Genomic DNA, 24,248 nt, shown 5'->3' on the forward strand with positions numbered 1-24,248 from the left:
ACGAAAACACGTTGATCAACAAATGCTTCCACAAACCGATAAACTGATGATATTTTAATCCTAGCCATGTCGGCCTCCTTTGAGCTTCACTTTTACTGGTATTGTTACCAGATTAAGCCTTGGAGTGCCGACATGGTATTTTTGTGGTTTTATTTTGTGCATCCCTCTTGCGACGTGACGATGGGGCATGATTCAATATGATTTTGACATGGGTCTATATTCAGTCTATATTTAGTCTGACCGATTGAGGAGGATATTATGCAGTTTTCAGAACAGGTGAAGCCGATTAGTTATTTGAAGGCGAATGCCTCAAAAATGTTGAATGATATTGGCGATCAGCAACTTTATGTTATTACCCAGAATGGCGAGGCAAAAGCCGTTTTACAAAGTCTTGAGGAATACGAAAGAACACAGGAGACTTTGGCTTTGCTCAAGCTTGTTGCCATGGGTAAGACGGCCATCGAGGACGGTCGGGGGGAAGAGGCTTCGCAGGTCTTTGCCCGTATTCGCGAGGGGCTGTAGGACATGAAAGTGATTTTGGCTCCATGTGCTGCCAAAGATATTGAGGAGATTATTCAATTTATCAGGGTGCGCGACTCTCGTGAGGCTGCTATGGAGGTGCTGGGCCGATTGGAACAGACTGTTTTTTCTCTTGTCCATCTTCCGAATCGTGGTTCATGGGTCAGGGAGTTGGAAGCACTGGGGCTCAAGAGCGTTCGGGAAATTCATTGTTCGCCGTATCGCATTTTGTATGAGGTTCAGGTGGATGAAGTCCATGTCTTTTGCATTGCCGATGAGCGCAGGGATATGGCTTCTTTGCTTGAAAGGAGAATTTTGGGGGCGTGAGGCAATCGACTCGCCCCTTCTTTTTGTGATAAATAGGTTCCCCATCAAAAAGAAGGGACGCTCTTTCGAGCGTCCCTTGGTTGTTTGGGGGGTAAGTTGTTGATTATTTGATTTTGCCAGCCTTCCACGCTTCGATGAGTTTGTCGTAATCGACGGTTTCACCCTTGGGCTTCTCGTTGTCCAATTTGGCCTTGGGAGAGCCTGGCTTGTTCAACCAGTAGGACTCTTCGCGAGGTTCGTTCAGCTTGGGACCGCATTCGCCGAGGATGTTTGCTCGTTCGAGCCGCATCAGGATTTTGTCCTGTTCCTTGGCAAGGTTGTCCATGGCTGTGTCAACCGTGACTTCACCAGCCACTGCTTCGCCGATGTTCTGCCACCAGAGCTGGGCCAGTTTCGGATAATCGGGGATGTTTGTGCCGGTCGGGGTCCAGGCCACGCGAGCGGGACTTCTGTAGAATTCCACCAGACCGCCCAATTTCGGGGCGCGTTCGGTGAAGGATTTGTCACGAATGTCTGAATCGCGGAACGGGGTCAGACCAACGTGGGTCTTTTTCAATGAGGTGGTCTTGCAGACGCAGAATTGGGCAAACAGCCAGGCTGCCTGACGGCGTTTGAGCGGGGTGGATTTCAGCAGGGTCCAGGCACCGCAGTCCTGATAGCCGAGCTTCTGACCTTCAACCCAATACGGGCCGTGCGGAGACGGGGCCATGCGCCATTTGGGCGTCCCATCTGCGTTGACCACTGGTGTCCCTTCTTCAACCATGGCAGCGGTGAAGGCGGTGTACCAGAATATCTGCTGGGCAACGTTGCCTTTTGCAAGGCTGGGGAGGGACTGGTAGAAGTCCATGCCCAAGGCTCCTGGAGGAGCGTATTTACGCAGCCAATCCATGTACTTGCGCAATGCGTACTTGGCGGCGGGACCGTTGGTTGCGCCACCACGGGCAACGGATGAACCAACGGGACGGCATCCATCGACACGGATTCCCCATTCATCGACAGGCTTGCCGTTGGGAATACCCTTGTCACCGGCTCCGGCCATGGACAACCATGCATCCGTGAAACGCCAGCCGAGGTCCGGGGCCTTCTTGCCATAATCCATGTGGCCGTAAATGGCCTTGCCATCGATTTCCCGGACATCTTCACTGAAAAATTCAGCGATGTCTTCATAGGCCGACCAGTTGACCGGCACACCGAGTTCGTAGCCGTACTTGGCTTTGAAGGCTTTCTTCAGTTCGGGTTTCTGGAACCAGTCATACCGGAACCAGTACAGGTTGGCGAATTGTTGGTCAGGCAGTTGATAGAGTTTGCCATCAGGGCCGGTGGTGAAGGATTTGCCCATGAAGTCGTCGATATCAAGCGTGGGGAGGGTGACGGACTTTCCTTCTTTCTCCATCCAGTCCGACAGGTTGACCACTTTTCCGGAGCGGAAATGAGTGCCGATGAGGTCGGAGTCATTGATATAGGCATCAAAGACGTTTTCGCCTGATTGGAATTGAACCTGGAGTTTTTCGATGACATCACCTTCCTGAATCAGGTCGTGGGTGACCTTGATGCCGGTGATTTCATAGAACGCCTTGGCGAGTACTTTGGATTCGTACTCATGCGTGGGGATTGTTTCCGAGACAACCTTGATTTCCATGCCCTTGAAGGGAGCGGCGGCCTTGATGAACCACTCCATTTCCTTCATTTGTTCCGCTTTACTTAAAGTGGATGGTTGGAATTCGTTGTCGATCCATTTCTTGGCAGCCTTGGTGTCGGCAAATCCGACGCTGGCAAGGCTGAGACATGCTACCGTGAGCACGCCTATCATCACTAAACGCCGCAACTTCATACGTACCTCCGAATGCTGATTAAAAAAACACCTCTACCTCAATACCTCTTTGACAACCGTCGTTTTTCAAGACGGGTTGGGTTCAGTCGTGCGTTTGAGTTATCCCCACCGCATGACAAGAATGAGAAAACAGACCGATATCACCGTTGCAATCCAGACCTTGAAATCGGTCAGTCCAATCCATGATAAATGTATATATGCGCTGCCAAGCAGTCCGATGAACAGGCGGTCGCCCCGGGTCGTGGTGAGTGGGAGTATGCCGCGTCTGGGCACGCACGGTGAAACCACTTCCCATATCGTCATCCCGACGAGCATCAGGGCGATGACGCAAAAGAATCCCGCTGTGACTGGTGTCCATGCCATCCATTCAAGATTCATAGTCATATCCTCGTGTTAGACCCGGCCAAGGGCAAATCCCTTGGCAAGGTGGTTGCGTACAAACCAGATGACCAATGCGCCGGGCACGATGGTCAGGATGCCCGCGGCGGCCAGGAGTCCCCAATCCAGTCCCGTGGCACTGACGGTGCGTGTCATGGTCGCGGCGATGGGCTTGGCCGCTGTTGTCGTCAGTGTTCGGGCAAACAGGAGTTCCACCCAACTGAACATGAAACAGAAAAACGCGGTGACGCCGATACCGGCTCGAATCAACGGGATAAAGACCCGCAGGAAAAAGCGGGGGAAACTGTACCCGTCGATAAAGGCTGTTTCGTCAATCTCTCTTGGCACGCCTGACATGAATCCTTCCAGAATCCAGACCGAAAGCGGAACGTTGAACAGACAGTGCGCCAATGCCACCGCGATATGAGTGTCGATCAGGTTGAAGGTCGAATAAAGCTGGAAGAAGGGGAGCAGGAAAACCGCAGGTGGGGCCATGCGGTTGGTGAGCAGCCAGAAGAAGACCTGCGAGTCACCGATGAAGTGGTAGCGGGAAAAGGCATAGGCCGCAGGCAGGGCGACCAGCACGGAAATGACGGTGTTGATGGAAACGTAGATGATTGAATTGAGATAGCCGGAGTACCATGAAGAATCCGTGAATATCTTCATGTAGTTGGCAAATGTCGGATCGCTCGGATACCAGGCAAACACGCCCATGATATCGGCATTGGTGCGCAGCGACATGTTGAGCATCCAGTAGATCGGGAGAAACAACAGTGCCAGATAGATGATGAGTCCGATGGTTCGTTTCTTGATTATCATGATTTTTCTCCTGTTCCGACAGCCTGAAGGACCTGGTAGAACAACCAGCAGAACAACAGGATGATGAGGAAGTAGATCAGTGAGAACGCTGCGGCCGGTCCGAGGTCGAACTGTCCCACGGCGATTTTGACGAGATAGATGGACAGGAAGGTGGTCGAGTTGCCGGGACCGCCTCCGGTGAGGACAAAGGGTTCGGCATAGATCAGGAAACTGTCCATGAACCGGAGCAGCAGGGCAATGGTCAGGACACCTCGCATCTTGGGCAGTTGGATGTATCGGAAGACGGCCCAGGATGAAGCCCCGTCGATCTTGGCAGCCTGATAATAGGCTTCGGGGATGGCCCGGAGTCCGGCATAGGCCAGCAGCACCACAAGCGGCGTCCAGTGCCAGACCTCCATGAGCATCAATGTTGTCCATGCGTCGAAGGCGTGGGCGGTGTGATCAAACGAAATGCCGCTTTCATTGATGAGATAGCCGAACAATCCGATGTCCGGTCGGGTGAAGATGATCCAGATCGTGCCGATCACGTTCCATGGAATCAGCAGGGGGAGAGCGAGAATGACCAGACAGGCGGATGCGGTCCAGCCCTTTTTGGGCATGGTCAGCGCAATGGCTATTCCCAGAGGCATTTCGATGAGCAGTACCAGACTGGAGAATCCCAGTTGCCGCCACAGGGCGTCATGGAGCCGGACATCTTGCAGGACCTCCTTGAACCATTCGACACCCACGAAAAATCGTTGTCCGGGACCGAAAATGTCTTGAACCGAGTAGTTGACAACGGTCATGAGTGGAATGATCGCACTGAAAGCCACGATGATGAAGACCGGGAGAATGAAAAACCAGGCTTTGTTGTTATTCCATTTGTTCACAGTCGCCTCCCGTTATTTTATCAGTCGTTCATCGCAATAGATTTTCGTCTTTTCCGGCGGGAAGGTCAGCCAGCAGGGTCCATCCGGGACGCTTCGGTTGTCCTTGATTCTGGCCTTGACGTCGTTTTCGCCGAATCGTGCGGTGACAATGCGGCAGAATCCCTGATCTTCAACCCCTTCGACGTGGGCGGGAATGCCGCCGTCAACGGCTGTTTCGTGGAGTCCGACATACATGGGACGGATGCCTATTTTGAGGGAGCCGTTTTGGTGGGCGGCCTTTTCTGCGGAGTCCGGAGTCAGGGGAATGGCGACGTCATCGACAAGAGCCATGCCATCCCGCACGGTACATTCAAGGAAGTTCATGCCCGGGCTGCCGATGAAATATCCCACAAAGGTGTGGTCCGGGTTTTCGAACAGTTCCTCCGGCGTGCCGGTCTGGACGATTTCCCCTTTATACATGACCACGATTTGATCCGCGAAGGTCATGGCTTCCACCTGATCGTGAGTGACGTAGATCATGGTCAGTTTGAATTCCTTGTGGATTTCCTTGAGCTTGCGACGCAGATCCCATTTGAGGTGTGGATCAATGACCGTGAGTGGCTCGTCAAAGAGAATGGCGGCCACATCGTTTCTGACCAGTCCCCGCCCCAGGGATATTTTCTGCTTGGCATCCGCAGACAACCCGGCGGCGCGTTTGTTCAAGTCCTGTGTGAGGTCCAGAGCCGTGGCGATTTCATTGACCCGTTTGGCCACTGTCGCCTTGGGCACCCCCCTGTTTTTCAGAGGAAATGCGAGATTCTGGAAAACGGTCATGGTGTCGTAAAGCACGGGAAATTGAAAGACCTGGGCAATGTTCCGTTGCTCCGGCTGCATGGCCGACACATCTTTTCCATCGTAGAGAATGCGTCCGTGTGACGGTTTCAGCAGGCCGGAAATGATGTTGAGCATCGTGGTCTTGCCACATCCTGACGGACCCAGCAGGGCATACGCGCCACCATCTTCCCAGACCGTATGAATCTTTTTCAATGCGAAGTCGTCTTCACTGACCGGACGTGCGTGATAGCTGTGCTTGATTTCGTTGAGTTCAATGCGCGCCATGAGATCTCCCGGTTAGTCTGTCTCAGGCGAGGTCATGCGTTCTCCCGCCTTGTTGAATACGTAAAAGGCACTCGGATGGACATGGATGGATACCTGATTCCCGGTTTCATGCGTGTGAACACCATCATCCTGTACCACCAGAGATTCGTCGCCATGCCTGATGTGAACAAAGGTCTCCGATCCGTTGATTTCCGAGAGGGTGACTTCTCCGGTGACGTGGACATGCTCATCGCTGCCCCTGGTCATGCTGAGTCGGTTTGAACGGACACCGAAGACGTATGAGTCTTGAGGCAGGTCCCGCATGGCAGAGCCTTTGGGAAAGGTCAGTCCGTTTGTCATGCGAACCGAGTTTTCATCGATGAGACCGGTCATGAAGTTGATGGGAGGATCATTGAATATCTCGGCCACCTTGGTGGTCGCGGGGTGCTGGTAGACTTCTGCGGTCGGGCCGACCTGGAGCACACGCCCTTCGTGCATGACAATGATGTTGCCGCCAAGCATGAGGGCTTCACTTGGTTCCGTGGTGGTATAGACCACGACAGAATCCCGCTTGATGAAGATCTTTTGCAATTCGTCGCGAAGTTCTTCACGCAGTTTGTAGTCGAGATTGACGAGAGGTTCATCCAAAAGCAGGAGGTTGACGTTTTTGACCAAAGCGCGGGCAATGGCCGTTCGTTGTTGCTGTCCGCCCGAAAGCTCTGCGGGAAGCCGGTCGAGCAGATGCTCTATGTGCAGCATGGATGCCGCTTCCATGACGCGTCTGTCGATTTCGTTTTTTTTCACTCCATGGATTTTCAGGGGTGAGGCGATGTTTTCATAGATGGTTTGGGACGGGTAGTTGATGAATTGCTGATACACCATGGCAATGCTGCGTTTGCGGACGGTCACGCCCGTGACATCCTGCCCATCGGCAATCACGGTGCCTGATGTCGGTCGGTCAAGTCCTGCCATGACACGGAGGAGAGAGGTCTTGCCCGCCAGGGTCCGTCCCAGGACGACATAGCGGGAACCTGATTCGAATTTCAGATTGATTTCGTCGAGATGGACTTCCTGCCCAACCAGTTTGTTGACGCCTTTGAGTTGTAAACCCATGAATCGTACTCCCGGTGGTCTGTTCCGGTCAAAATTACCAGAGTATAGTCACATTGCGACATAACACCCTCAGCAAATGTTCGCAAGCGAAAACACTTTTTTTATGACTCCTGGAGTATCGACTTGGTGATATGAGAACTGGTGTCTACTCAGCTACATAGAGTTCGACATCGTTGTGCTTTATGATTTCGACGAGTTCGGCTGGTGGGTTCTTGTCGGTGAACATGGCATCCACTTCGCGGATATTGCCGAGTCTGACCATGGCGTTTCGACCGAATTTCGTGTGATCCGTGACCAGGAAAACCTTGCGGGAGTTCTCGATGATCGACCGGGCGGCCGTGACCTCGCGATAGTCGAAATCAAGGAGTGTGCCGTCCTGATCCACGCCGCTGATGCCGATGACCCCGTAATCGACCTTGAACTGGCGGATGAAGTCGATGGCGGCCTCACCCACGATGCCGCAATCCTTGTGACGGACAATGCCGCCAGAGACGATCACTTCAATGCCTTCGTTGACGCTGAGTATCTTGGCAACATTGAGATTATTGGTAATGACACGCAGTGAGTCGTGATGGACCAGAATCCTGGCAACCTCTTCCGTGGTGGTGCCCATATTGATGAAAAGTGATGATTTGGTGGGAATGTTTTGGGCGACCAGTTTGGCGATGATCTGCTTTTCCCGGAGGCAGAGGACCTTTCGATCCGTGTAGTCCATGTTTTCCGTGGTGAGTACGGGACCGGCCCCACCGTGGTGGCGTTGGAGCTGTCCCTGATCGCTGAGGGTATTGATGTCGCGACGGATGGTCTGGGGAGTGACGTTGAACTTGATGGCCAGAGCGCCGATGGTGATGAACCCCCGCTCTCTGACAAGCGCAACGATCTGTTTGTGCCGAAGCTGGACCGAGGCGTGTTTTCCGCTTTTTTCAGGGGAATGTGGTGCATCGTGATCTGACATAATCCTTCCTTCCGTCTCTGATATGTTCAAATGTGAACGGTAAAAACCGGGGTTCTTTGTTCGAAAATGAAAAAAAATAATGACGCAACCCGTGTTTTTCGGTATATTTGGTCCGTCTTTTCTTTTTATTGCGTCTAGAATTTTCTTTTTTGTTCATACCATTTTCATTTTTTTGCGACAAGGGAAAATGAAAAAAGGGTGTTTGAACAAAGAATCTGTGGTGTTTGCAGGCGGACGTTCAGGAGTTTTTCGTGAACATTCTTCAGACAACGGTTCTTATCGTTGGTGGCGGAGCGACCGGAACCGGTTTGGCCCGGGATCTGGCCTTGCGAGGTGTGTCCTGTCTACTGGCTGAACGGAGTGATTTCAACGCAGGTGCGTCCGGGGGGAACCACGGATTGTTGCACAGCGGGGCACGCTATGTCGCTTCGGACATGGAGGCCGCGGTCGAATGTCGGGATGAGGGACAGTTGCTCAAGGCCATGGCCCCTCAATGTATCGAGGATACCGGCGGACTTTTCGTCGCCGTGGAAGGGGATGACGAGCAGTATGTGGCCGATTTTGAGGGAATGTGTCGCAAGAGTGACATCCCGGCCCGGGCACTGGATCGCTCCGAGGCGTTTGAATGTGAACCGCTTTTGTCCGACAAGCTGATTGCCGCTTACGCGGTTGACGATGCCGCCATTGATCCGTTCATGCTGTCTCTTGACAATATGGCCCATGCGTTGGACCTCGGTGCGCGCGTGCTCAGGAACACCCGGGTCGTTCGTTTCCTGCGTGAAAATGGACACATTCGACAGACGATATTTCTGGATGAAACATCAGGTGAAACCTTTGCGGTCGAGGCCGAGATTGTGGTCAACGCGACCGGGGCGTGGGCCGGGATCGTGGCGGCCCTGGCCGGGGCAGATATCCATATTCTATATTCGTCCGGGAGTCTGCTCGTGACGCAGGATCGGTTGGCCAGACAGGTGGTCAACCGGCTGCGCAAGGCATCGGATGCGGATATTCTCGTGCCTGGCGGAACCGTCTCCGTGCTGGGAACCACGTCCGTGACCATTGATTCGCCGGATCTCTGCCGTCCAACCGTGGCCGAGGCGGACAGGATTGTCGAAGACGCTCAGGCCATGATGCCTGTTCTGGCGACGACCAGATATATTCGGGCGTATTCTGGAGTACGTCCGCTCGTGTTGACCGGGGAGAGTGGTGACGCCCGAAGTGTCAGCCGCGGATTTTCCCTGATCGATCATGCCCGTGATGCCGTCGATAATTTCATCACGATCACTGGTGGCAAGTTGACCACTTTTCGACTCATGGCGGAAAAAACTGCGGATTTGGTGTGTGCCAAACTCAAGGTTGATGCCCCGTGTCTGACTCGGACAGAACCGCTTCCCGCTTCGACCATGGGGCGGTGGACAGAACCGGGTTTGGCGCCGAAGGACTGGGTGCGCAATCGGGACGAGGATGATTTGATTCTGTGTGAATGTGAAATGGTGTCTCGAAACACGGTGGATGCCGTGATCGCGGCCATGCCGGGAATGCGTGGCAAGTCCATGCTCAAGGCGATCGGTTTGCGGAGTCGGGTGGGCAAGGGACCATGTCAGGGCGGTTTTTGCGGTCTCAGGATCACTGGTCACTTGTACGATCAGGGGCATGTCAGCGGCGAACAGGGGCTTTCGGAACTCTCGTCATTCGTGGAGCGGCGATGGCGTGGTTTTTCACCGATTCTGTGGGGGCTTCCCATGGTGCAGGCCGATTTGCAGGAAGCCTTGTATTGCGGCGTACTTGATATGGAATTGGACCACAATACGGATGATTTGACCTGTGAGGATGACGAATGACCGGGCGCGACACACTGTATGATGTCATGGTTATTGGGGCCGGATTTGCCGGAATGGCGGCTTCCCTGTTTGCCGCGCGGCACGGCTTGAACGTTGTGCAGACCGGAGCCACGGGCGGCATTGATTTCAGTACCGGATTCATCGATCTCATGGGCGTGCACCCTGTCGAAGACGGCAAGCGGTGGGGCAACCCCTGGGCTGCCATTGAAGCCGTGGTGCGGGACTGTCCCGACCATCCCTATGCCCGGTTATCCAAAGATGAAATCGCCGAATCCATCAACTGTTTCACGGAATTCCTTACGGAACAGGGATTGGAATACGTGGGGCATACCGATCGCAATATCTGTTCCCTGACACCGGCAGGCACCGTCAAACGGACCTATCGGGTGCCCGAGACCGCGTGGAACGGATCGCTCGCTCTGGAGCGGAAAGCACCGACGCTTCTTGTGGATTTTCACGGACTCAAGGGGGTCAGCGGTGCGCAGATCGTCGAGACCCAGAAACAGCATTGGCCGGGGGTGAAAGCGGTTCGGGTCGCGTTCCCTGGCGGACGCGGTGAGTTGTACCCCGAACATATGGCGTGGGCATTGGCTGATCCGGCGGTGCAACAAAAAATGATGGCCGAGGTCCTGCCCCATGCCGAGGATATCGAATATATCGGATTTCCTGCGGTCCTCGGGCTGAATGATCCCGGGACAGTCGTGCGCCATTTGGCCGAGCTGTCAGGCAAGCGGATTTTTGAGATTCCGACCATTCCGCCATCTATTGCCGGTCCCCGGCTTCGGGCTGTTTTTGATCGGGGATTGCCTGGTTTGGGGGTTCGAACGCTTTCGCAAAAATTGGTGACCGGGGTGACGCAGAGAAGTGACGGAGGTTTTGATTTTCAGGTCGGTTCCGGTCCGGCCACTGTTTCGATTTCGGCGAAAAAGGCGATTTTGGCGACCGGACGGTTTTTCGGCAAGGGACTGCGTGCGGATCGGGAAAAGGTGGTCGAGCCGATTTTTGATGTGCCGGTGGTGCAACCTGCTCAGCGGGATGCATGGCATAATCCGGCCTTTTTTGCGAAACAGGGGCACCCGATCAATCGGGCCGGGGTCGAGGTCGATGCCCGGTTGCGTCCGATCGGGCCGAGCGGGGAGCCGCTTCATGACACGCTTTTTGCGGCGGGGGCCATTCTGGCTCATCATGATTGGATGCGGATGAAATGTGGTGCCGGACTTGCCATTGCGACCGCTTTCAGGGCCGTGAAGGAACTGATGCGATAATCACACGCCAAAAACGGGCAGGAAGGACAGCGTATGACATTTTTTGATATCGGCCTGAGCGTGGCACTGGTCATCTGTGTGGCTGGGGTGGGATTTCGCGTGGCTCGATGGCGCGGGAAATGGGCTTCTCCCGAATCGTCCTCCGCGTCCCAATGGTGTTTTGGTGTGGCCAGTCTTAAGGCGTTGGTGCTTGATGTCCTCCTGCTTGCCCGGACCGGGCGGACCAGTGCTTTCCGGTGGTTGGCACACGCACTCGTTTTTTTCGGATTCATGGGCTTGCTGCTGTTTCACGCCCTGGATGAGACGGTGACGGCATTCTTTTTCCCAGCGTATGAATCCACGCTTGATCCATGGCAATTTCTCCGCAACCTTTTGGGACTCATGACGCTTGTCGGGCTTGCGCTCATGGCCTTTCGTCGGCTGTGGGAAAAACGGCTTCGCGACCTGACACGATTTCAGGATTGGGCCGCGTTGTTGGTGATTGGGGGCATCATCCTGTCCGGCTTTTTTCTGGAAGCGTCGAAAATTATTTCCCCGGCCGTGTTTGATCGCATGGTCGAAGCGTATTTCATCCCGGAAACAGACCGGGACGTCACGGCACTGAAGGCGTTTTGGTCCCATGAATATGGTGTGGTCTTTTCGGTGCCGTATCCCTCAGATGCCGAAACGCTTGGCTTTGGGGCGAGCCTCAATGAAGACAGTTGTGTCGATTGTCATGCCGACACGGGCACCGCCTTTGTTTCCCGTTCGCTGGCCACGGCCCTTGGCCCTGTCGCGTTTGCCATGAATACGAGCAGGGCGGATCAGGTCTTTTGGTATCTCCATGTCCTGTGCTGTTTTGTGGCTCTGGCGGCCATTCCATTTGGCAAGTTCTTTCATCCTGTGACAACGCCGGTCAATCTCGTGGTCCGTCAGGGACGACGAGATGATCCCGAAGACATGCTGCCGTCGGATGGGGGGCGGGGCATGGGAATGGATGCCTGTACCCGGTGCGGCGAATGTAGTGTGCATTGCAGCGTTGCCCCGGCCTTTTCGGTCTTGGGAAATGCCATGATTCTTCCTTCGGAAAAACTGATGGCCCTCCGACAGATACATGCAGGGGCTTCCTTGTCCGAGGCGACTTTGACCGCGTTTTCTGAGGGAAGTCGTCTGTGTACTGAATGTCTGCGCTGTACGGAGATCTGTCCGGCAGGGATCAATCTTCAGGATTTGTGGATCGCGTCCAAGGCCCAGCTCGTTTCGCAAGCACCGAGTCCCAACGATTTGATGCGCAACAAGACTCCGTCACAACGGGCCAGAGTTTTTGACGATTTGTGTGCGTCATCAGTGGTTCCTGCGGTGACGGGATTGGCGGATGATTCCACATCGTATTGGGCGTGTGTGCAATGTACCACCTGTACCAGCGTGTGCCCGGTGGTGGCGGTCAGTGAAAATCCGTCAGGCGATCTTGATCTGTTGCCACAGCAGATCATGAATTTGCTCCGTATGGGACTCAAGGAAGAAACGCTTGGCGCGCGCATGGTGTGGAGTTGTACCACCTGCTACAAATGTCAGGAACATTGTCCGCAGAACATTCGCGTGGCCGATGTGTTGTACGAGCTGCGTAATACGGTCGCGGCCCGAATCAGGGACGGTGGTGTCCGGTGCTCGAAAAAGGGAGAATCCCAGTGAAGTACGCCTATTTCCCGGGATGCAAGATCCCGCATCATCTGCCCGAATACGGCCAGTCTGTTCAGGCCATGTGCGCGGCTTTGGATATTGAGTTGATCCCGTTGGAGTTTTCTTGTTGCGGGTGGCCCATGCGGCATGAAAACGAGCTGGCCTCCATCTATGCCGCCGTTCGAAATTTCGTGATCGCCAACGATGCCGGGCTGCCGATTTTCACCCCGTGCAAATGTTGTTTCGGTCATCTGAAATATGCCGAATCACGGTTGGCGGAAAATGCGGATATCGCCGCTCAAGTCCGTGAACTGCTGGCTCGTGACGGTCTGTCATTTTCCCGTGAAACAGCCATTTTTCATATGTTGACCGTTCTTGATGAACAGGTCGGGGCCGAGAACCTCCGAAAACGGGCCGCAAAACCACTCACCGGAGTGAAGGTGGCATGTCATTACGGCTGTCATGCACTCCGTCCGGGGAACGTCACGAATTTTGACGATCCCCTGGCCCCGACCGTGTTCGAACGGCTGATGCAGGCCATTGGCGCGGACACGCTTGATTGGGATTTGCGGCTGGAATGTTGCGGATACCCGTTGCGTGGCAGGGACAATACCATTTCCGAAGCTCTGATGCGCAAGAAGCTCGCCGGAGCTGCTGCCTCTGGAGCGGATGTCCTGGCCACGGCTTGCACCTATTGCCAATTGCAATTCGACAGGGAGCGGGATGCGCTTCCCGCTGGCGATTCGGCGCGCATGGCTCCGCCTGCCGTGCTGGTCAGTCAACTGGTCGGCGTGGCGCTTGGGTTGGACAAGCGGGAACTCGGTCTGGATGGAAATCATATCCCTTGGGAGTGGTCGGGTTTTTAGGAACGTCATTGTGTGATACGGATTCAGGCAAAGATCAGCATACCCGTTTGAGCGTGAACAAGGAGAGACCCATGGCACAGTATATTGGAGCTGTTGATTCCGGAACCACGAGCAGTCGATTCATCATTTTTGACGAGCGGGGCCGTATTGTCGGGCTGGACCAGAAGGAGCATCGGCAGATTGATCCAAAGCCTGGATGGGTCGAACATGATCCCATGGAAATCTGGATCAATACCCAGGAGGTCATCAGGGGGGCGTTGACCAAATCCGGTCTCAAAGGGTCTGATTTGGCAGCCATCGGCATTACCAATCAGCGTGAAACCACGGTTGTCTGGGATCGAGCCACGGGCAAGCCTTTTTACAATGCCATTGTCTGGCAATGCACCCGAACGCATCGGATATGCAAGGAACTCATGGTCGACGGCGGTCAGGATCGGTTTCGAGAAAAAACCGGATTGCCTATTGCCACCTATTTTTCCGGTCCGAAAATCAAGTGGATTCTGGATACTGTTCCCGAAGCGCGAATCGCCGCCGAAAAAGGAGATGCCATGTTCGGAACCATCGAAACATGGATCATCTGGTGGCTGACTGGTGGGCCAAAAGGAGGTGCTCATGTCACGGATGTGACCAATGCGAGCCGCACGATGCTCATGGATTTGAAGACGCTCGAATGGGATATGGATATCATTCGAGCCATGGATATCCCTGCCGAAGGCCTTGCCCGTATTGTCCCCTCATCTGATGAAGATACATGGGGACCGACATCGGAAGACGGTCCTTTGGGTGCCCGTGTGCCTGTTTGCGGGGCGGTGGGGGATCAACAGGCCGCCTTGGTCGGGCAGACGTGTTTTGCGCCTGGTCAGGCCAAGAATACGTATGGAACCGGGTGCTTTTTGCTCATGCACACCGGGCACAAGCCCATTCAATCTTCTCACGGCTTGATTACCACGCTCGCCTATCAGTTCAGTGGCCGCAAACCGTCCTATTGTCTGGAAGGCTCCATCGCCATTGCCGGGGCCTTGGTTCAATGGCTTCGGGACAACCTGCGCATGTTCGATTCCGCGCCGGAAGTCGAAGCACTGGCCAAAAAGGTCGAGGACACCGGCGGCATGTACATTGTCCCGGCATTCTCCGGCTTGTACGCGCCGTATTGGCGACCGGACGCCCGAGGGGTCATGGTTGGTCTGACCCGATATATCAACCGGAATCATATTGCTCGTGCCGTGCTCGAAGCCACAGCCTATCAGACCATGGATATTGTGGAGGCCATGAACAAGGATTCCGGTGTCGAGTTGCAAACACTCAAGGCGGACGGGGGCATGGTGTTCAACGAGCTGCTCATGCAATTTCAATCCGATATACTCAATGTCCCGGTTGTGCGGCCCAAGGTGGCTGAAACAACCTGCCTTGGCGCGGCCTATGCCGCAGGTATCGCCGTGGGATTCTGGTCCGGGCGGGAAGAGTTGTCCAACAATTGGGAAGAAGATCGGACCTGGCAACCCAACATGGCCGAACACGACCGGGCCGAAGGCTACAACGGATGGAAAAAGGCTGTCGAACGCACCTATGATTGGGTTGATTAGCAATTGTATCTGAAATATGAAGGACTTCGGTGGCCATTGAAGGCCACCATGTCTTGTGAGCAGAGAGGTCTCCAATGCAGCTATACATGTCCCCGTTGAAACGAATTCCCATGCTCGACACAGCTCGGTTCTTCGGCATGATATTGGTTTATTACGGGCACATCATTGAACGGATAATGTATCTTGAGAATCCCGTTGCCGCTGCCCAGTACAAATTCATCTACTCCTTTCACATGCCTTTTTTCTTTCTTTTGGCCGGTTTCACCCTTGACCCGGACAAGATGGTGGTCCCCATCGGCAAGTTTTTCAAGAAAATAGCGGCATCCAGGCTGGTTCCCTACTTCTTTTTCACGCTGCTTCTGTTACTCGCAAGTTTGATTTTTCCTGGGCATTTCGTGGTCGTGGATCTTTCGAATGCATCAGGATATCTGAAAGGAATCATCGCGACGCTCACGGGATTTCCCATTTTCAACATTCCGCTCTGGTTCATGGCCTGTCTGGTTTCTGTCGAAATTCTGCACTTTTGCGTTGGGCGATTCCTCACGAGTCCGTTCAGGATTTTTGCCGCGATCATGGGGTTTTATGTGGGAGGCTATGCCTTGACCTCGACCATTCAGTTCATCCCCGGGCCGAATTTTTGGCTTGTTCACGAAGCCCTGGTTGTCTACGCATTTTACCTGATTGGTGTATTCTTTCGTCGAAATGGTATTTTACTTGGTAGTCAACCTCGGTGGCGGCTGCTTCTCGCGACCGTTGTTTGTGCGGGGATTGTTTGTGTGACCTACGACATGAACACTGGGCCATTTCGTTTTTTCAACGCTGTGGTCATTGTGTTGTCCAGCCATGGAAACATGGTTCTTTTCCCCCTGACAGCCGTGGCCGGGAGTTTGATGATACTCCTTTTGGCCCGGAGTGTCGGAACCAACAAATATGTCATGTTCATGGGGGAGAATGCGCTGATTCTCTTTTGCCTGAATGGTGTATTCTATCACTTTTTCAACGGGCCGTTTGCCGCATGGTTCGTTGCCCGATTCCCGGGGCATTGGTTGGCCGTCACTAGTGCCGGAATCCTTTTTACCATCGTCAGCCTCTTGTGTTGCATCCCTTGTATCATTGCGTTCAATACCTTCTTTCCTCAACTCGTCGGCAAGCCCCGTGTGCAAGGTCCTGTGCTGCCTCGGTTGATACGATAAAGGTTTCCGGGGGCCGCTTTCAGCGGGACCAGCCCTACCGGGGGTCGCTTTCAGCGGGACCAGGACGCTGTCCTGGACCTGCCAGAGGCCCCTTTGAAAAGGGGCCTCTGGACTCCCCGAAACTTTTTGTCGCTCGCTACGCTCGAAGCTGTCGGCAGCCATTGTTTGTGCGGTTTGTGGGAGTGCGTTGTAAAAAATAGCATTTTTTACAGACTCAATAAAAATTCAGAAATATCTGCTTGTTGCAAGATTCTCTTATTTCTTTACTCATGCTATCTTTTCTCTCTTCTTCAATCTCATTCAATGGATGTCGTGGAGCCTCGCCAAAGGCGCGATAAAAAGTTCTGGAAGGGAGTCCAGAGGGGAACCTCTTTCAAGAGGTTCCCCTCTGGCCGTCGGAGACATTTTTTGCACGACGGCGAGGGGTCGCCGAAGGCGTGCAAAATGTTTGGGAATAGAGGATATGGGGCTGAGGGGGTTCTTGAATCAATCCAAATGTATTCCCAATTCTTCCCATTGGGCTGTGGCACTTTTTTGGGCGAGTTGGGCCATGTGTTCCGGCCATGGTTCGATGACGAGAGCTTCGGCCACGAGTTGCCAGAGGTATTTGACTTCGAATTGATAGCCGTCGAAGAATTTGGGGATGCGTTTCATGATCTGGTCGCGGCAATTGGAGCAACCGACCACGACGACATCCGCGCCACTGTTCTTGATTTGTTCATATTTGTATCGGGCATGCCATGCGGATTGTTCTTCAAAGGGCATGGGCCACATGCCACCGCCTGCGCCGCAGCAATAGTTTTTTTCGCGGTTGGGTGTCAGTTCAACAAAGTCATCAACACACTGCTGCACGATCCAGCGGGGTTCGTCGAAATAGCCCGTGCCGAAATTGCGTTCGAGTTCGCGGCCATGCTTGCAGGAGTCGTGAAAGGTGAAGGTCTTTCCGGCATGGACAGACGGATCGAGCGTGAGCCTGCCCGATTTGATGCGATCCATGAGATAATCATAGAGGTACATGAAATCGACGGCATTGGCCGGATCTTCCGCAACGAGTTTGGTCATGCCTTTGCGAAAGCCGTATGATCCGCCGCCGCAGTCGGGCATGATGAGCGATTTGATGTCGTGCTGCTGCATGAAGGTTATCTTGCGCCGGGCGAGTTCCGTATTGGCGGTCTCGTTGCCGGTGAAGAGTGCCCAGTCAACCGCTTCCCAGTTCTCCGAAGGCACGGTCCAGTTTTCCCTGGCCGCGTAGAATATTTTCCACCACCAATACTGATCTTCGAAGTCGCCGTAGACTTCCTTGGAATTCGGAAAAAAGAGGATATCGGCCCCGTGCTTGTCCACCGGGACGAAAAAACCGGGCAGTTCTTCGGCCAATTCTTCGCCGAGTTCGGCCATGCCTTCAAGATAATCTGTTTTTGAAATTCCCAGATTGTTGCCGGTTTCGAGGTTGTTGACCATGCCTTTGTGCAGGGACCCGGGAACATCCTCGCGTGGGCGGAGACTCTTCAAATGTCCCATGATCGCCGTGATGTCGATTCCGCCGGGACAGGTGGCGGTGCATCGACCACATCCCGTACACAACCATGGAAAGTCGGACGCAACCACTTCATCGACCAGCCCGTTGGCGAGCAATCGCATGACCTTTCTGGCATCCCATCCTTGCTGGGCCGGTGCCCCGGTGGTCGGACACCCATTGGCGCACACCCCGCAGACAAGACAATTGGAAAAATCGTATGTGTCGAGGAAAGCGAGTTCTTTTTTATACTGATTAGGTCTGTTATTCATACCGAAATCCTGTATTTGCAAAGCCGATTTGCCCAGCGAAGAGGCGGGCACATGAAGTAAACGGGATGCGGAAGTGCGTGAAAAAGTCGAGGGGGGACCGCTGTGTGAGTCTCTCAATGCTTGAGAATGTTTCCTACATAAGGTTTTTCAGTAAGTCAAAGCCATATCGAGTATTCTTTTTTGTTGCCGTAAATCTCGTTTTTTTAAGGTGTTGAAGGTCATTATATGGGGTGAATGAACGAGTTGTCCGCAAAAGAACCGTATTTAGGTGTTGACAAAGTGGGCACTGCTCAATATTCGTTGAAAACGATTTTCAATCTCATTAAAATATATGCGCAGGGGGCGAGTCGTGGTGGACGGATTGGTCAGGACATCGGTTTTGGATACTTCAGTGAAGATTCAGGAAAAGGTCAGAGAATATGAGGTGACCGTTGTGCGAAGCATGGTTGTTGTCGTTGCTGGTGCAGGGGTGTTCATGATGGCGACCTGCGGTGTTATTCTACAATTTTCGGCGGTTTGAGTGATATGGTGAGCTGTTCTATTGATGGAATTTTCCAATGAAAAAAGAAGTATTTCAAAAAGAGAAGCACGTGCTTTCACAGGCTGAAGCGTCGCTTGCGGCAAGCCAACGGGAGGGGCTGCCGATTGCTCCTGCGTTTGTGGCTTTGGTCAAGGGATATGATCGCCTTTTGCGGCAAAGCCAGCGGCTTGTCACCATGGGCGATCGGATGCAGCAGTCGCTTACCGTATTGAATCGGGATCTTGAAGCCAGTGAGGTCAAGTACCGAGGGATTTTTGAAAATGTGACGGAAGGCGTCTACCGATGCGATGCCCAAGGGGCGTTTATCGAAGTGAATCCGGCCTTGAGCGGGATGTTTGGCTTTGCGGAACCGGCCGTGTTTCTTGATGCGATCGGAACCATTCGGGAATTGTTTTGCCATGAGGCGGATTTTTCCCGGTACACAGCGCAGCTGGAGTCGGGGAATGTGCGGCATCTGGAAGTCAAGGCCTGTGGTCCCGACGGCGTGAGTCTGTGGGCGGAGTTCAGTGCCAGTCGCGTGTGCGATACCGCATGTGATGCGAATTGCAATGGAATTGTGGGGATTGTCGCGGATGTGACTGAGCGCAAGACCATGACCGAGGAGATGTGTCGCCTTGCTCGGACCGACAGTCTGACCGGATTGTGGAATCGGGGATATTTCATGGAATTGGCCACTCGGGAAATTGCTCGCAGCAAGAGGGGAAAGTTGTCGTTGTCCCTGCTGATTATCGACGCGGATTATTTCAAGGGGATCAATGATGCGTATGGGCATGATGTTGGGGACAAGGTCCTGGTGGCCTTGAGCGGTGCGCTGCTTGATTCCGTCAGGGAAGTGGATGTCGTCGGTCGGTTTGGTGGCGAAGAATTCGTGGTATTGTTGCCGGATGCGGCGAGAAACGATGCCTGTTGTGTGGCAGAGCGCATTTTGGAAGGCGTTCGGCAGGTTGTTGTCGATGCCGGAGGGGTACAGGTATCGGTGGCTGTCAGCATCGGATTGGCATCGCTGGAGAGTGGGGAAGAGACCTTGGATGGACTGCTCAAGTTTGCCGACATTGCCTTGTATGCAGCCAAGAAAAATGGTCGGGACAGGGCTGAAGTCTATCATCGATCGGGTTGCGTGTGCGCCGGGCAGGCGGCTGTTTCCGACACAGAATATCAGGACGTGGGGCAATGAATTTTTTGACAGGGCTACTCAATGGGCTTTTGCATTGGAGCGTTGAGCGAAAGATGCTGGCCATGCTTTTTTTCCCGGTGGTTGTTTCACCTCTGGCCATCTTTATTATCCTGCAATCACGGGGTATTGGATTCACCACGAATTTTTTGGTGGCGTTGGTGGTTTTGTCCATCATTTTGCTGGTGCCCTTTGCAAAGTGGATGAGTCATGTGATTGCCCTGCAAAATATCAAGCAGCTCAATGAACAGTGCCAGATGCTTAAACAGGGAAATTACAATCAGGTGCAACTGCCGGATGCCGACGTGGATGGGCACGATTTCCTGGAGTTGAAGCGAAACATGCACTGGATGAGCAACGCCATCGCCATGCGTGAGCAGAAGTTGCAAAGGGCCATGGCCGATCTTGCTCAGGCACAGCGACAGCTTGGTGAGAGTCTGGATTGCGCCAGTGTCATTCAGACGTCCTTTCTCCCCAACATGGTCGATTTGTATGATTATATTCCCGATCATTTTCTTGTGTGGGAACAACGAGACACTGTGGGGGGCGATGCCTATTGGCTCAAACCGACCGATCAGGGGTTTTTTGTCGGTGTCATCGATTGTACCGGGCATGGGGTTCCCGGAGCATTCATGACATTGATTGTGACATCGCTTTTGGACAAGGCCTCGGCGGACGGGACATCGAGCCCTGCCACGATTCTTGGCCGGATGAATCGGCTTATCAAGGACGCGCTCGGGCAGAACGATCGGGATTCCAGATCGGATGACGGTATGGATTGCGTCTTGTGCCATGTGGCGGATGATGGCGGGAGCATAATTTTTTCCGGGGCGAATTCACCCTTGTATGTGGTGGATGACTCCGGTGTTGCGTGTCTCAAGGGAGACCGATGCGGATTGGGCTATGTCCGTTCGTCTCGTGAATTTGTTTTTACGGATGTAGCGGTCCCGCTCTCGGATTCGACCCGGGTATACCTGACGTCGGATGGATTTGTGGATCAGGTTGGCGGAACACGAAAATTTCCCTTTGGGCGGCGGCGTTTCATGGCGTTTCTGGAAGAACAACGAGGGTCTCCCATTGCAACGCAGGGCGTGGAACTCATGCACAGACTCAAAGAGTATCAAGGCGATGAAGTACGTCGGGATGACGTGACGCTTCTGGGGTTTGACGTGAAAGGAGGAAAATAGAATGAGAACAAATTTGTTTAAATATTACGACGAAATGAAACAGGATGGTGTGTTTTTGTATTTTAATGGTCCCGTGTCTCAGCGGGTGGTGGAAGGGCTTGCCGATTCCATGCGTTCCAAAATGCGGGCCGAGGAAGCTGGCATGGGGGTTATGCAACGGGTCTTTTCCATATTGGTCGAGCAGATGCAGAATATTGTCCGATATTCGTCGGACCGGCATGTGGATTCGACGGACTCTGGTGGCGAGATGGCCCATGGGCAAGTGGTTGTCGGGCGAGAAATGGACGGGTCCTTTTTTGTGGCGTGTGGAAACAAGGTCTCGGCCAAGGATTGCGCAACGCTGACCGCATCGCTTCAGGTGTTGCGTTCGATGAATAAGGACGAATTGAAGGCGTATTATCGAGAACGGCGAAAAAGCGGAGAGTGCGTGACCGATAAGGGCGCGGGACTCGGGCTGGTCGAAATGGCCCGCAAGGCGTTTCGTCCCATGGATTTCGATATTGTTCCAGTCGATGGCGGGACGTCGTTTTTCTCCATGAAAGTGGTGATCCAATAGGAGATGGGCATGACAAAATACAGCATTCAGGCGACCAATTCCTCACCGTCTATCAATTTTGACCCCGATGATATGTCCTTTGAAATCAAGGGAGAGTCCTACCCGGAAAATTGCTGGGCCTTTTATGATCCCATGTTCAGGTGGTTGGAACAATTCTTTTCCGTGACCCGTGAGGAACGGGTGGAGATCAATATGGAGATTCTCTATTTCAATTCATCCTCGTCCAAAACATTCATGGATTTTTTCGAGATGCTCGATACCCATGCGGAAAATGGCCGGAATATCGTGGTGAACTGGCGATACCATGAAGAAAATGAGTCGGCCATGGAGTGCGGTGAAGAGTTCATGGGCGATGTGGAACAGATCAAATTCAACCTTGTCGAATTGACAGATATCAGGGAGTCGGAATGAATCCTCGGCAGATACAATCATCTTTGAAAACGCTCATTGCGTTGCAACAGCCCGTGTTTATCTGGGGTGCGCCCGGCGTGGGAAAGAGTCAGATCGTGGCGCAGGTTGCCCGGGAAATGAAACGGGAATTGATCGATATACGGGCCGTATTGCTGGACCCTGTCGATCTTCGGGGATTGCCTTCGGTCAAGGATGGGACCGCCTTTTGGAGTCCGCCGTCCTTTTTGCCGACCACGGGAGAAGGCGTGTTGTTCCTCGACGAATTGAACGCGGCTCCGCCGTTGGTTCAGGCGGCCTGCTATCAATTGGTGTTGGATCGGAAGGTTGGGGAATATACGTTGCCGGACGGCTGGACGGTTGTCGCGGCTGGTAATCGGGAGACGGATCGGGCCGTGACGCATCGGATGCCGTCGGCGTTGGCGAACCGTTTTGTTCATCTGGATTTCACGGTCGATGTCGAGATGTGGCTGGACTGGGCTCATGCCAATAATTTGTGCGAAGAAATTCTTGCGTTTATCCGATTTCGACCGAATTTGTTGCATAACTTTGATCCCAAACAGAATGAAAAGGCGTTCCCCTCACCTCGATCATGGGAGTTCGCCGCCCGTATTCTCGCTGCGAAGCCGGACCCGGATGTTGAATTGAGTCTGCTGAAAGGGACGGTCGGGCCAGGCGCGGCGGTTGAATTTGCCGGATTTTCCCGGATATTCAGACAATTGCCCGACCCGGATCATGTCATCGATCAACCGGATACTGCGGTTGTCCCTGATGAACCCGCGACGTTGTATGCCTTGTGCGAAGTCCTGGCGCAGAAGGCGGGCGATGCAACCGCTGAAAGCATCGTTACGTATGCCTCCCGGTTGCCTGCCGAGTTCGGTGTGCTGCTCGTGCGGGATGCGGTGAAACAGCACCGGGCTGTCGTGGAGACTCCAGCCTTCACCCAATGGGCCACCGCCAACTCGGATGTCTTGTTGTAAGCCTATGAATACGGCGTATATCAAAATTCTCAAGGCCCGGACAGGATTGGTTCTGGAACATCCTTTTTTCGGGTCCTTGTGTCTGCGGATGCAGCCGCAGGAAGATATTCATTGTGCCACGGCGTGGACCGATGGCCGGACGTTGGGGTATAATCCGAACTATGTGAATGGGTTGCGTGACGATCAGGTGCAAGGACTCATGGCGCATACCGTGATGCATCCGGCCTGTCAGCATCATACCCGCCGAAATGGGCGGGATCATGCCTTGTGGAATACGGCCTGTGATTATGCCATCAACTGGATTTTGCTGGATGCCGGGATCACTTTACCCCCGAAATATCTGGACACGCCTGCCTGGCACGGCATGACGGCTGATGAGATTTATACTGAATTGACCACGCATACGGCGGAAGAAAGTCGTCCCGTGTTTGCGGACGGAGAGGGTGAATCCGCTGGTGACGTTGATCTTGGCGGAGTCGAGGGAGCGTCCAGCGAAGGAAATGAAGACAATTCCGGGGCTGAAAACGGTGCCGGAGCATCCGATGAAAGTGGACAGGTGGACGATGGTTCGGCGGGCGAAGCGTCTGATGGGGCGGCCGAAGACCTGTTTGGCGACCCTGGCGGAAGTGGGGAGGTGCGAGACGGTGTGTCTTCTGGCGATGGCGGTGGTTCTGCCGAGTCCGGACCGGACGAGGATTGGGAGCGCGCTTTGGCCCAGGCCGTTCAAAAGTCACGGGACGTCGGAGATCTGCCTGGAGAACTCGAACGGCTCGTCAACGATGTCTTGAATCCGAAAATTGATTGGCAGGAATTGCTTTCCCGGTACATTTGTGATCGGGCGCGGGACGATTACAGTTGGACGCCACCCAATAAGCGGTTTGTCCATCTGGATGTGATTTTGCCGTCGTTATCTCATCAGAAGTTGCCGGAATTGGTGTTGGCTGTTGATACGTCGGGCAGTGTGACCGTTCAGGAAATGGATCAGTTCGCCGCTGAAGTTTCCGGGATTCTGGACGCCTTTGATACCACGGTTCACATTGTGTATTGCGACGCGCATGTGGCAGGCAGTGAAACCTTTGACCGGGCGGATTTGCCGTTGAAGCTCTCCCCGAAGGGAGGAGGCGGGACGGATTATCGACCTGTATTCCAATGGATTGAACAGAGAGGGATGGATCCGGCCTGTCTGGTCTTTTTGACGGATCTGGAGTGTTTGAAATATCCGGATCATGAACCGGACTATCCTGTTTTATGGGCGTGCATCGGCCGGGGAGGCGTGGTGCCCCCCTTTGGCGAGCGTCTGGAAATCTGCTGACATGAAGGAG

General features: G+C 53.7%; 23 protein-coding genes. 15 read left to right on the plus strand and 8 right to left on the minus strand.

Translation table 11 applies throughout. The annotated features are described in order from the left end of the window. Nucleotides 1–258: 258 nt before the first annotated feature. On the plus strand, nucleotides 259–522 hold the full coding sequence (locus tag GO013_RS04240) for a type II toxin-antitoxin system Phd/YefM family antitoxin (RefSeq protein ID WP_163808816.1): 264 nt from the start codon (nucleotides 259–261) through the stop codon (nucleotides 520–522). A 3-nt stretch (nucleotides 523–525) separates the two neighbouring features. Continuing rightward, on the plus strand, nucleotides 526–846 hold the full coding sequence (locus GO013_RS04245) for a type II toxin-antitoxin system RelE/ParE family toxin (protein ID WP_163808817.1): 321 nt from the start codon (nucleotides 526–528) through the stop codon (nucleotides 844–846). Nucleotides 847–949: 103 nt separating this feature from the next. Here GO013_RS04245 and GO013_RS04250 read toward each other — a convergent pair whose 3' ends face one another. From GO013_RS04250 to GO013_RS04280, 7 genes are all read right to left on the minus strand, one after another. Beyond that, nucleotides 950–2,677 (minus strand): ABC transporter substrate-binding protein, encoded by a 1,728-nt coding sequence (locus tag GO013_RS04250; protein ID WP_163808818.1) that lies wholly within the window; start codon nucleotides 2,675–2,677, stop codon nucleotides 950–952. A gap of 99 nt (nucleotides 2,678–2,776) precedes the next feature. After that, the gene (locus tag GO013_RS04255) at nucleotides 2,777–3,055 is read right to left on the minus strand and encodes a DUF2160 domain-containing protein (RefSeq protein ID WP_163808819.1); all 279 of its coding nucleotides are present in this window, start codon (nucleotides 3,053–3,055) and stop codon (nucleotides 2,777–2,779) included. Between the two features lie 15 nt (nucleotides 3,056–3,070). After that, on the minus strand, nucleotides 3,071–3,871 hold the full coding sequence (locus GO013_RS04260) for a carbohydrate ABC transporter permease (RefSeq protein WP_343219528.1): 801 nt from the start codon (nucleotides 3,869–3,871) through the stop codon (nucleotides 3,071–3,073). Further along, complete coding sequence (locus tag GO013_RS04265) at nucleotides 3,871–4,743, minus strand: sugar ABC transporter permease (RefSeq protein ID WP_163808821.1); 873 nt, start codon at nucleotides 4,741–4,743, stop codon at nucleotides 3,871–3,873. The genes GO013_RS04260 and GO013_RS04265 overlap by 1 nt, the downstream gene beginning before the upstream one ends. Before the next feature lie 12 nt (nucleotides 4,744–4,755). After that, on the minus strand, nucleotides 4,756–5,841 hold the full coding sequence (locus GO013_RS04270) for an ABC transporter ATP-binding protein (RefSeq protein ID WP_163808822.1): 1,086 nt from the start codon (nucleotides 5,839–5,841) through the stop codon (nucleotides 4,756–4,758). 12 nt (nucleotides 5,842–5,853) lie between these two features. After that, the gene (locus GO013_RS04275; RefSeq protein WP_163808823.1) at nucleotides 5,854–6,933 is read right to left on the minus strand and encodes an ABC transporter ATP-binding protein; all 1,080 of its coding nucleotides are present in this window, start codon (nucleotides 6,931–6,933) and stop codon (nucleotides 5,854–5,856) included. Nucleotides 6,934–7,078: 145 nt separating this feature from the next. Then, complete coding sequence (locus GO013_RS04280) at nucleotides 7,079–7,888, minus strand: DeoR family transcriptional regulator (RefSeq protein WP_163808824.1); 810 nt, start codon at nucleotides 7,886–7,888, stop codon at nucleotides 7,079–7,081. Nucleotides 7,889–8,139: 251 nt separating this feature from the next. Between GO013_RS04280 and glpA the strand changes: the two genes are divergently transcribed. The 6 genes from glpA (at nucleotide 8,140) to GO013_RS04310 (ending at nucleotide 16,295) form a co-directional block, all read left to right on the plus strand. Beyond that, entirely contained in the window at nucleotides 8,140–9,729 is a 1,590-nt protein-coding gene (glpA, locus tag GO013_RS04285; RefSeq protein ID WP_163808825.1) for an anaerobic glycerol-3-phosphate dehydrogenase subunit A, read from the plus strand. Next, nucleotides 9,726–10,994, plus strand: coding sequence for a glycerol-3-phosphate dehydrogenase subunit GlpB (gene glpB, locus GO013_RS04290; RefSeq protein ID WP_163808826.1), 1,269 nt, complete (start codon nucleotides 9,726–9,728; stop codon nucleotides 10,992–10,994). Before glpA ends, glpB begins: the two co-directional genes overlap by 4 nt. Nucleotides 10,995–11,027: 33 nt before the next feature. Then, nucleotides 11,028–12,665 carry a 4Fe-4S dicluster domain-containing protein gene (locus GO013_RS04295; protein ID WP_163808827.1) on the plus strand — a complete coding sequence of 546 codons (1,638 nt, stop codon included), beginning with the start codon at nucleotides 11,028–11,030 and terminating at the stop codon, nucleotides 12,663–12,665. Then, nucleotides 12,662–13,519 carry a CoB--CoM heterodisulfide reductase iron-sulfur subunit B family protein gene (locus GO013_RS17505; RefSeq protein WP_163808828.1) on the plus strand — a complete coding sequence of 286 codons (858 nt, stop codon included), beginning with the start codon at nucleotides 12,662–12,664 and terminating at the stop codon, nucleotides 13,517–13,519. The genes GO013_RS04295 and GO013_RS17505 overlap by 4 nt, the downstream gene beginning before the upstream one ends. A gap of 71 nt (nucleotides 13,520–13,590) precedes the next feature. Then, complete coding sequence (gene glpK, locus GO013_RS04305) at nucleotides 13,591–15,102, plus strand: glycerol kinase GlpK (protein WP_163808829.1); 1,512 nt, start codon at nucleotides 13,591–13,593, stop codon at nucleotides 15,100–15,102. Nucleotides 15,103–15,176: 74 nt separating this feature from the next. Continuing rightward, a complete protein-coding gene (locus tag GO013_RS04310) occupies nucleotides 15,177–16,295 on the plus strand; it encodes an acyltransferase family protein (protein ID WP_163808830.1) in 1,119 nt (372 codons plus the stop codon). 486 nt (nucleotides 16,296–16,781) lie between these two features. Here the strand turns inward: GO013_RS04310 and GO013_RS04315 are convergent, their stop codons facing one another. Further along, complete coding sequence (locus GO013_RS04315) at nucleotides 16,782–18,083, minus strand: (Fe-S)-binding protein (RefSeq protein ID WP_163808831.1); 1,302 nt, start codon at nucleotides 18,081–18,083, stop codon at nucleotides 16,782–16,784. A 349-nt stretch (nucleotides 18,084–18,432) separates the two neighbouring features. Here GO013_RS04315 and GO013_RS04320 point away from each other — a divergent pair, with 349 nt between their 5' ends. The 7 genes from GO013_RS04320 to GO013_RS04350 are packed head-to-tail and all read left to right on the plus strand — an operon-like array spanning nucleotide 18,433 to nucleotide 24,238. After that, entirely contained in the window at nucleotides 18,433–18,603 is a 171-nt protein-coding gene (locus GO013_RS04320; protein WP_163808832.1) for a hypothetical protein, read from the plus strand. 37 nt (nucleotides 18,604–18,640) lie between these two features. Then, on the plus strand, nucleotides 18,641–19,798 hold the full coding sequence (locus tag GO013_RS04325; RefSeq protein ID WP_163808833.1) for a sensor domain-containing diguanylate cyclase: 1,158 nt from the start codon (nucleotides 18,641–18,643) through the stop codon (nucleotides 19,796–19,798). Then, complete coding sequence (locus tag GO013_RS04330; protein ID WP_163808834.1) at nucleotides 19,795–20,982, plus strand: PP2C family protein-serine/threonine phosphatase; 1,188 nt, start codon at nucleotides 19,795–19,797, stop codon at nucleotides 20,980–20,982. Before GO013_RS04325 ends, GO013_RS04330 begins: the two co-directional genes overlap by 4 nt. Nucleotide 20,983: 1 nt before the next feature. Further along, on the plus strand, nucleotides 20,984–21,538 hold the full coding sequence (locus GO013_RS04335) for a SiaB family protein kinase (protein ID WP_163808835.1): 555 nt from the start codon (nucleotides 20,984–20,986) through the stop codon (nucleotides 21,536–21,538). A gap of 9 nt (nucleotides 21,539–21,547) precedes the next feature. Beyond that, nucleotides 21,548–21,949 (plus strand): DUF1987 domain-containing protein, encoded by a 402-nt coding sequence (locus GO013_RS04340; RefSeq protein ID WP_163808836.1) that lies wholly within the window; start codon nucleotides 21,548–21,550, stop codon nucleotides 21,947–21,949. Next, a complete protein-coding gene (locus GO013_RS04345) occupies nucleotides 21,946–22,926 on the plus strand; it encodes a MoxR family ATPase (RefSeq protein ID WP_163808837.1) in 981 nt (326 codons plus the stop codon). The genes GO013_RS04340 and GO013_RS04345 overlap by 4 nt, the downstream gene beginning before the upstream one ends. Nucleotides 22,927–22,930: 4 nt before the next feature. Further along, the gene (locus GO013_RS04350) at nucleotides 22,931–24,238 is read left to right on the plus strand and encodes a VWA-like domain-containing protein (protein ID WP_163808838.1); all 1,308 of its coding nucleotides are present in this window, start codon (nucleotides 22,931–22,933) and stop codon (nucleotides 24,236–24,238) included. Nucleotides 24,239–24,248: the final 10 nt, after the last annotated feature.

The organism is Pseudodesulfovibrio sp. JC047, assembly GCF_010468615.1.
GTDB lineage: Bacteria > Desulfobacterota > Desulfovibrionia > Desulfovibrionales > Desulfovibrionaceae > Pseudodesulfovibrio.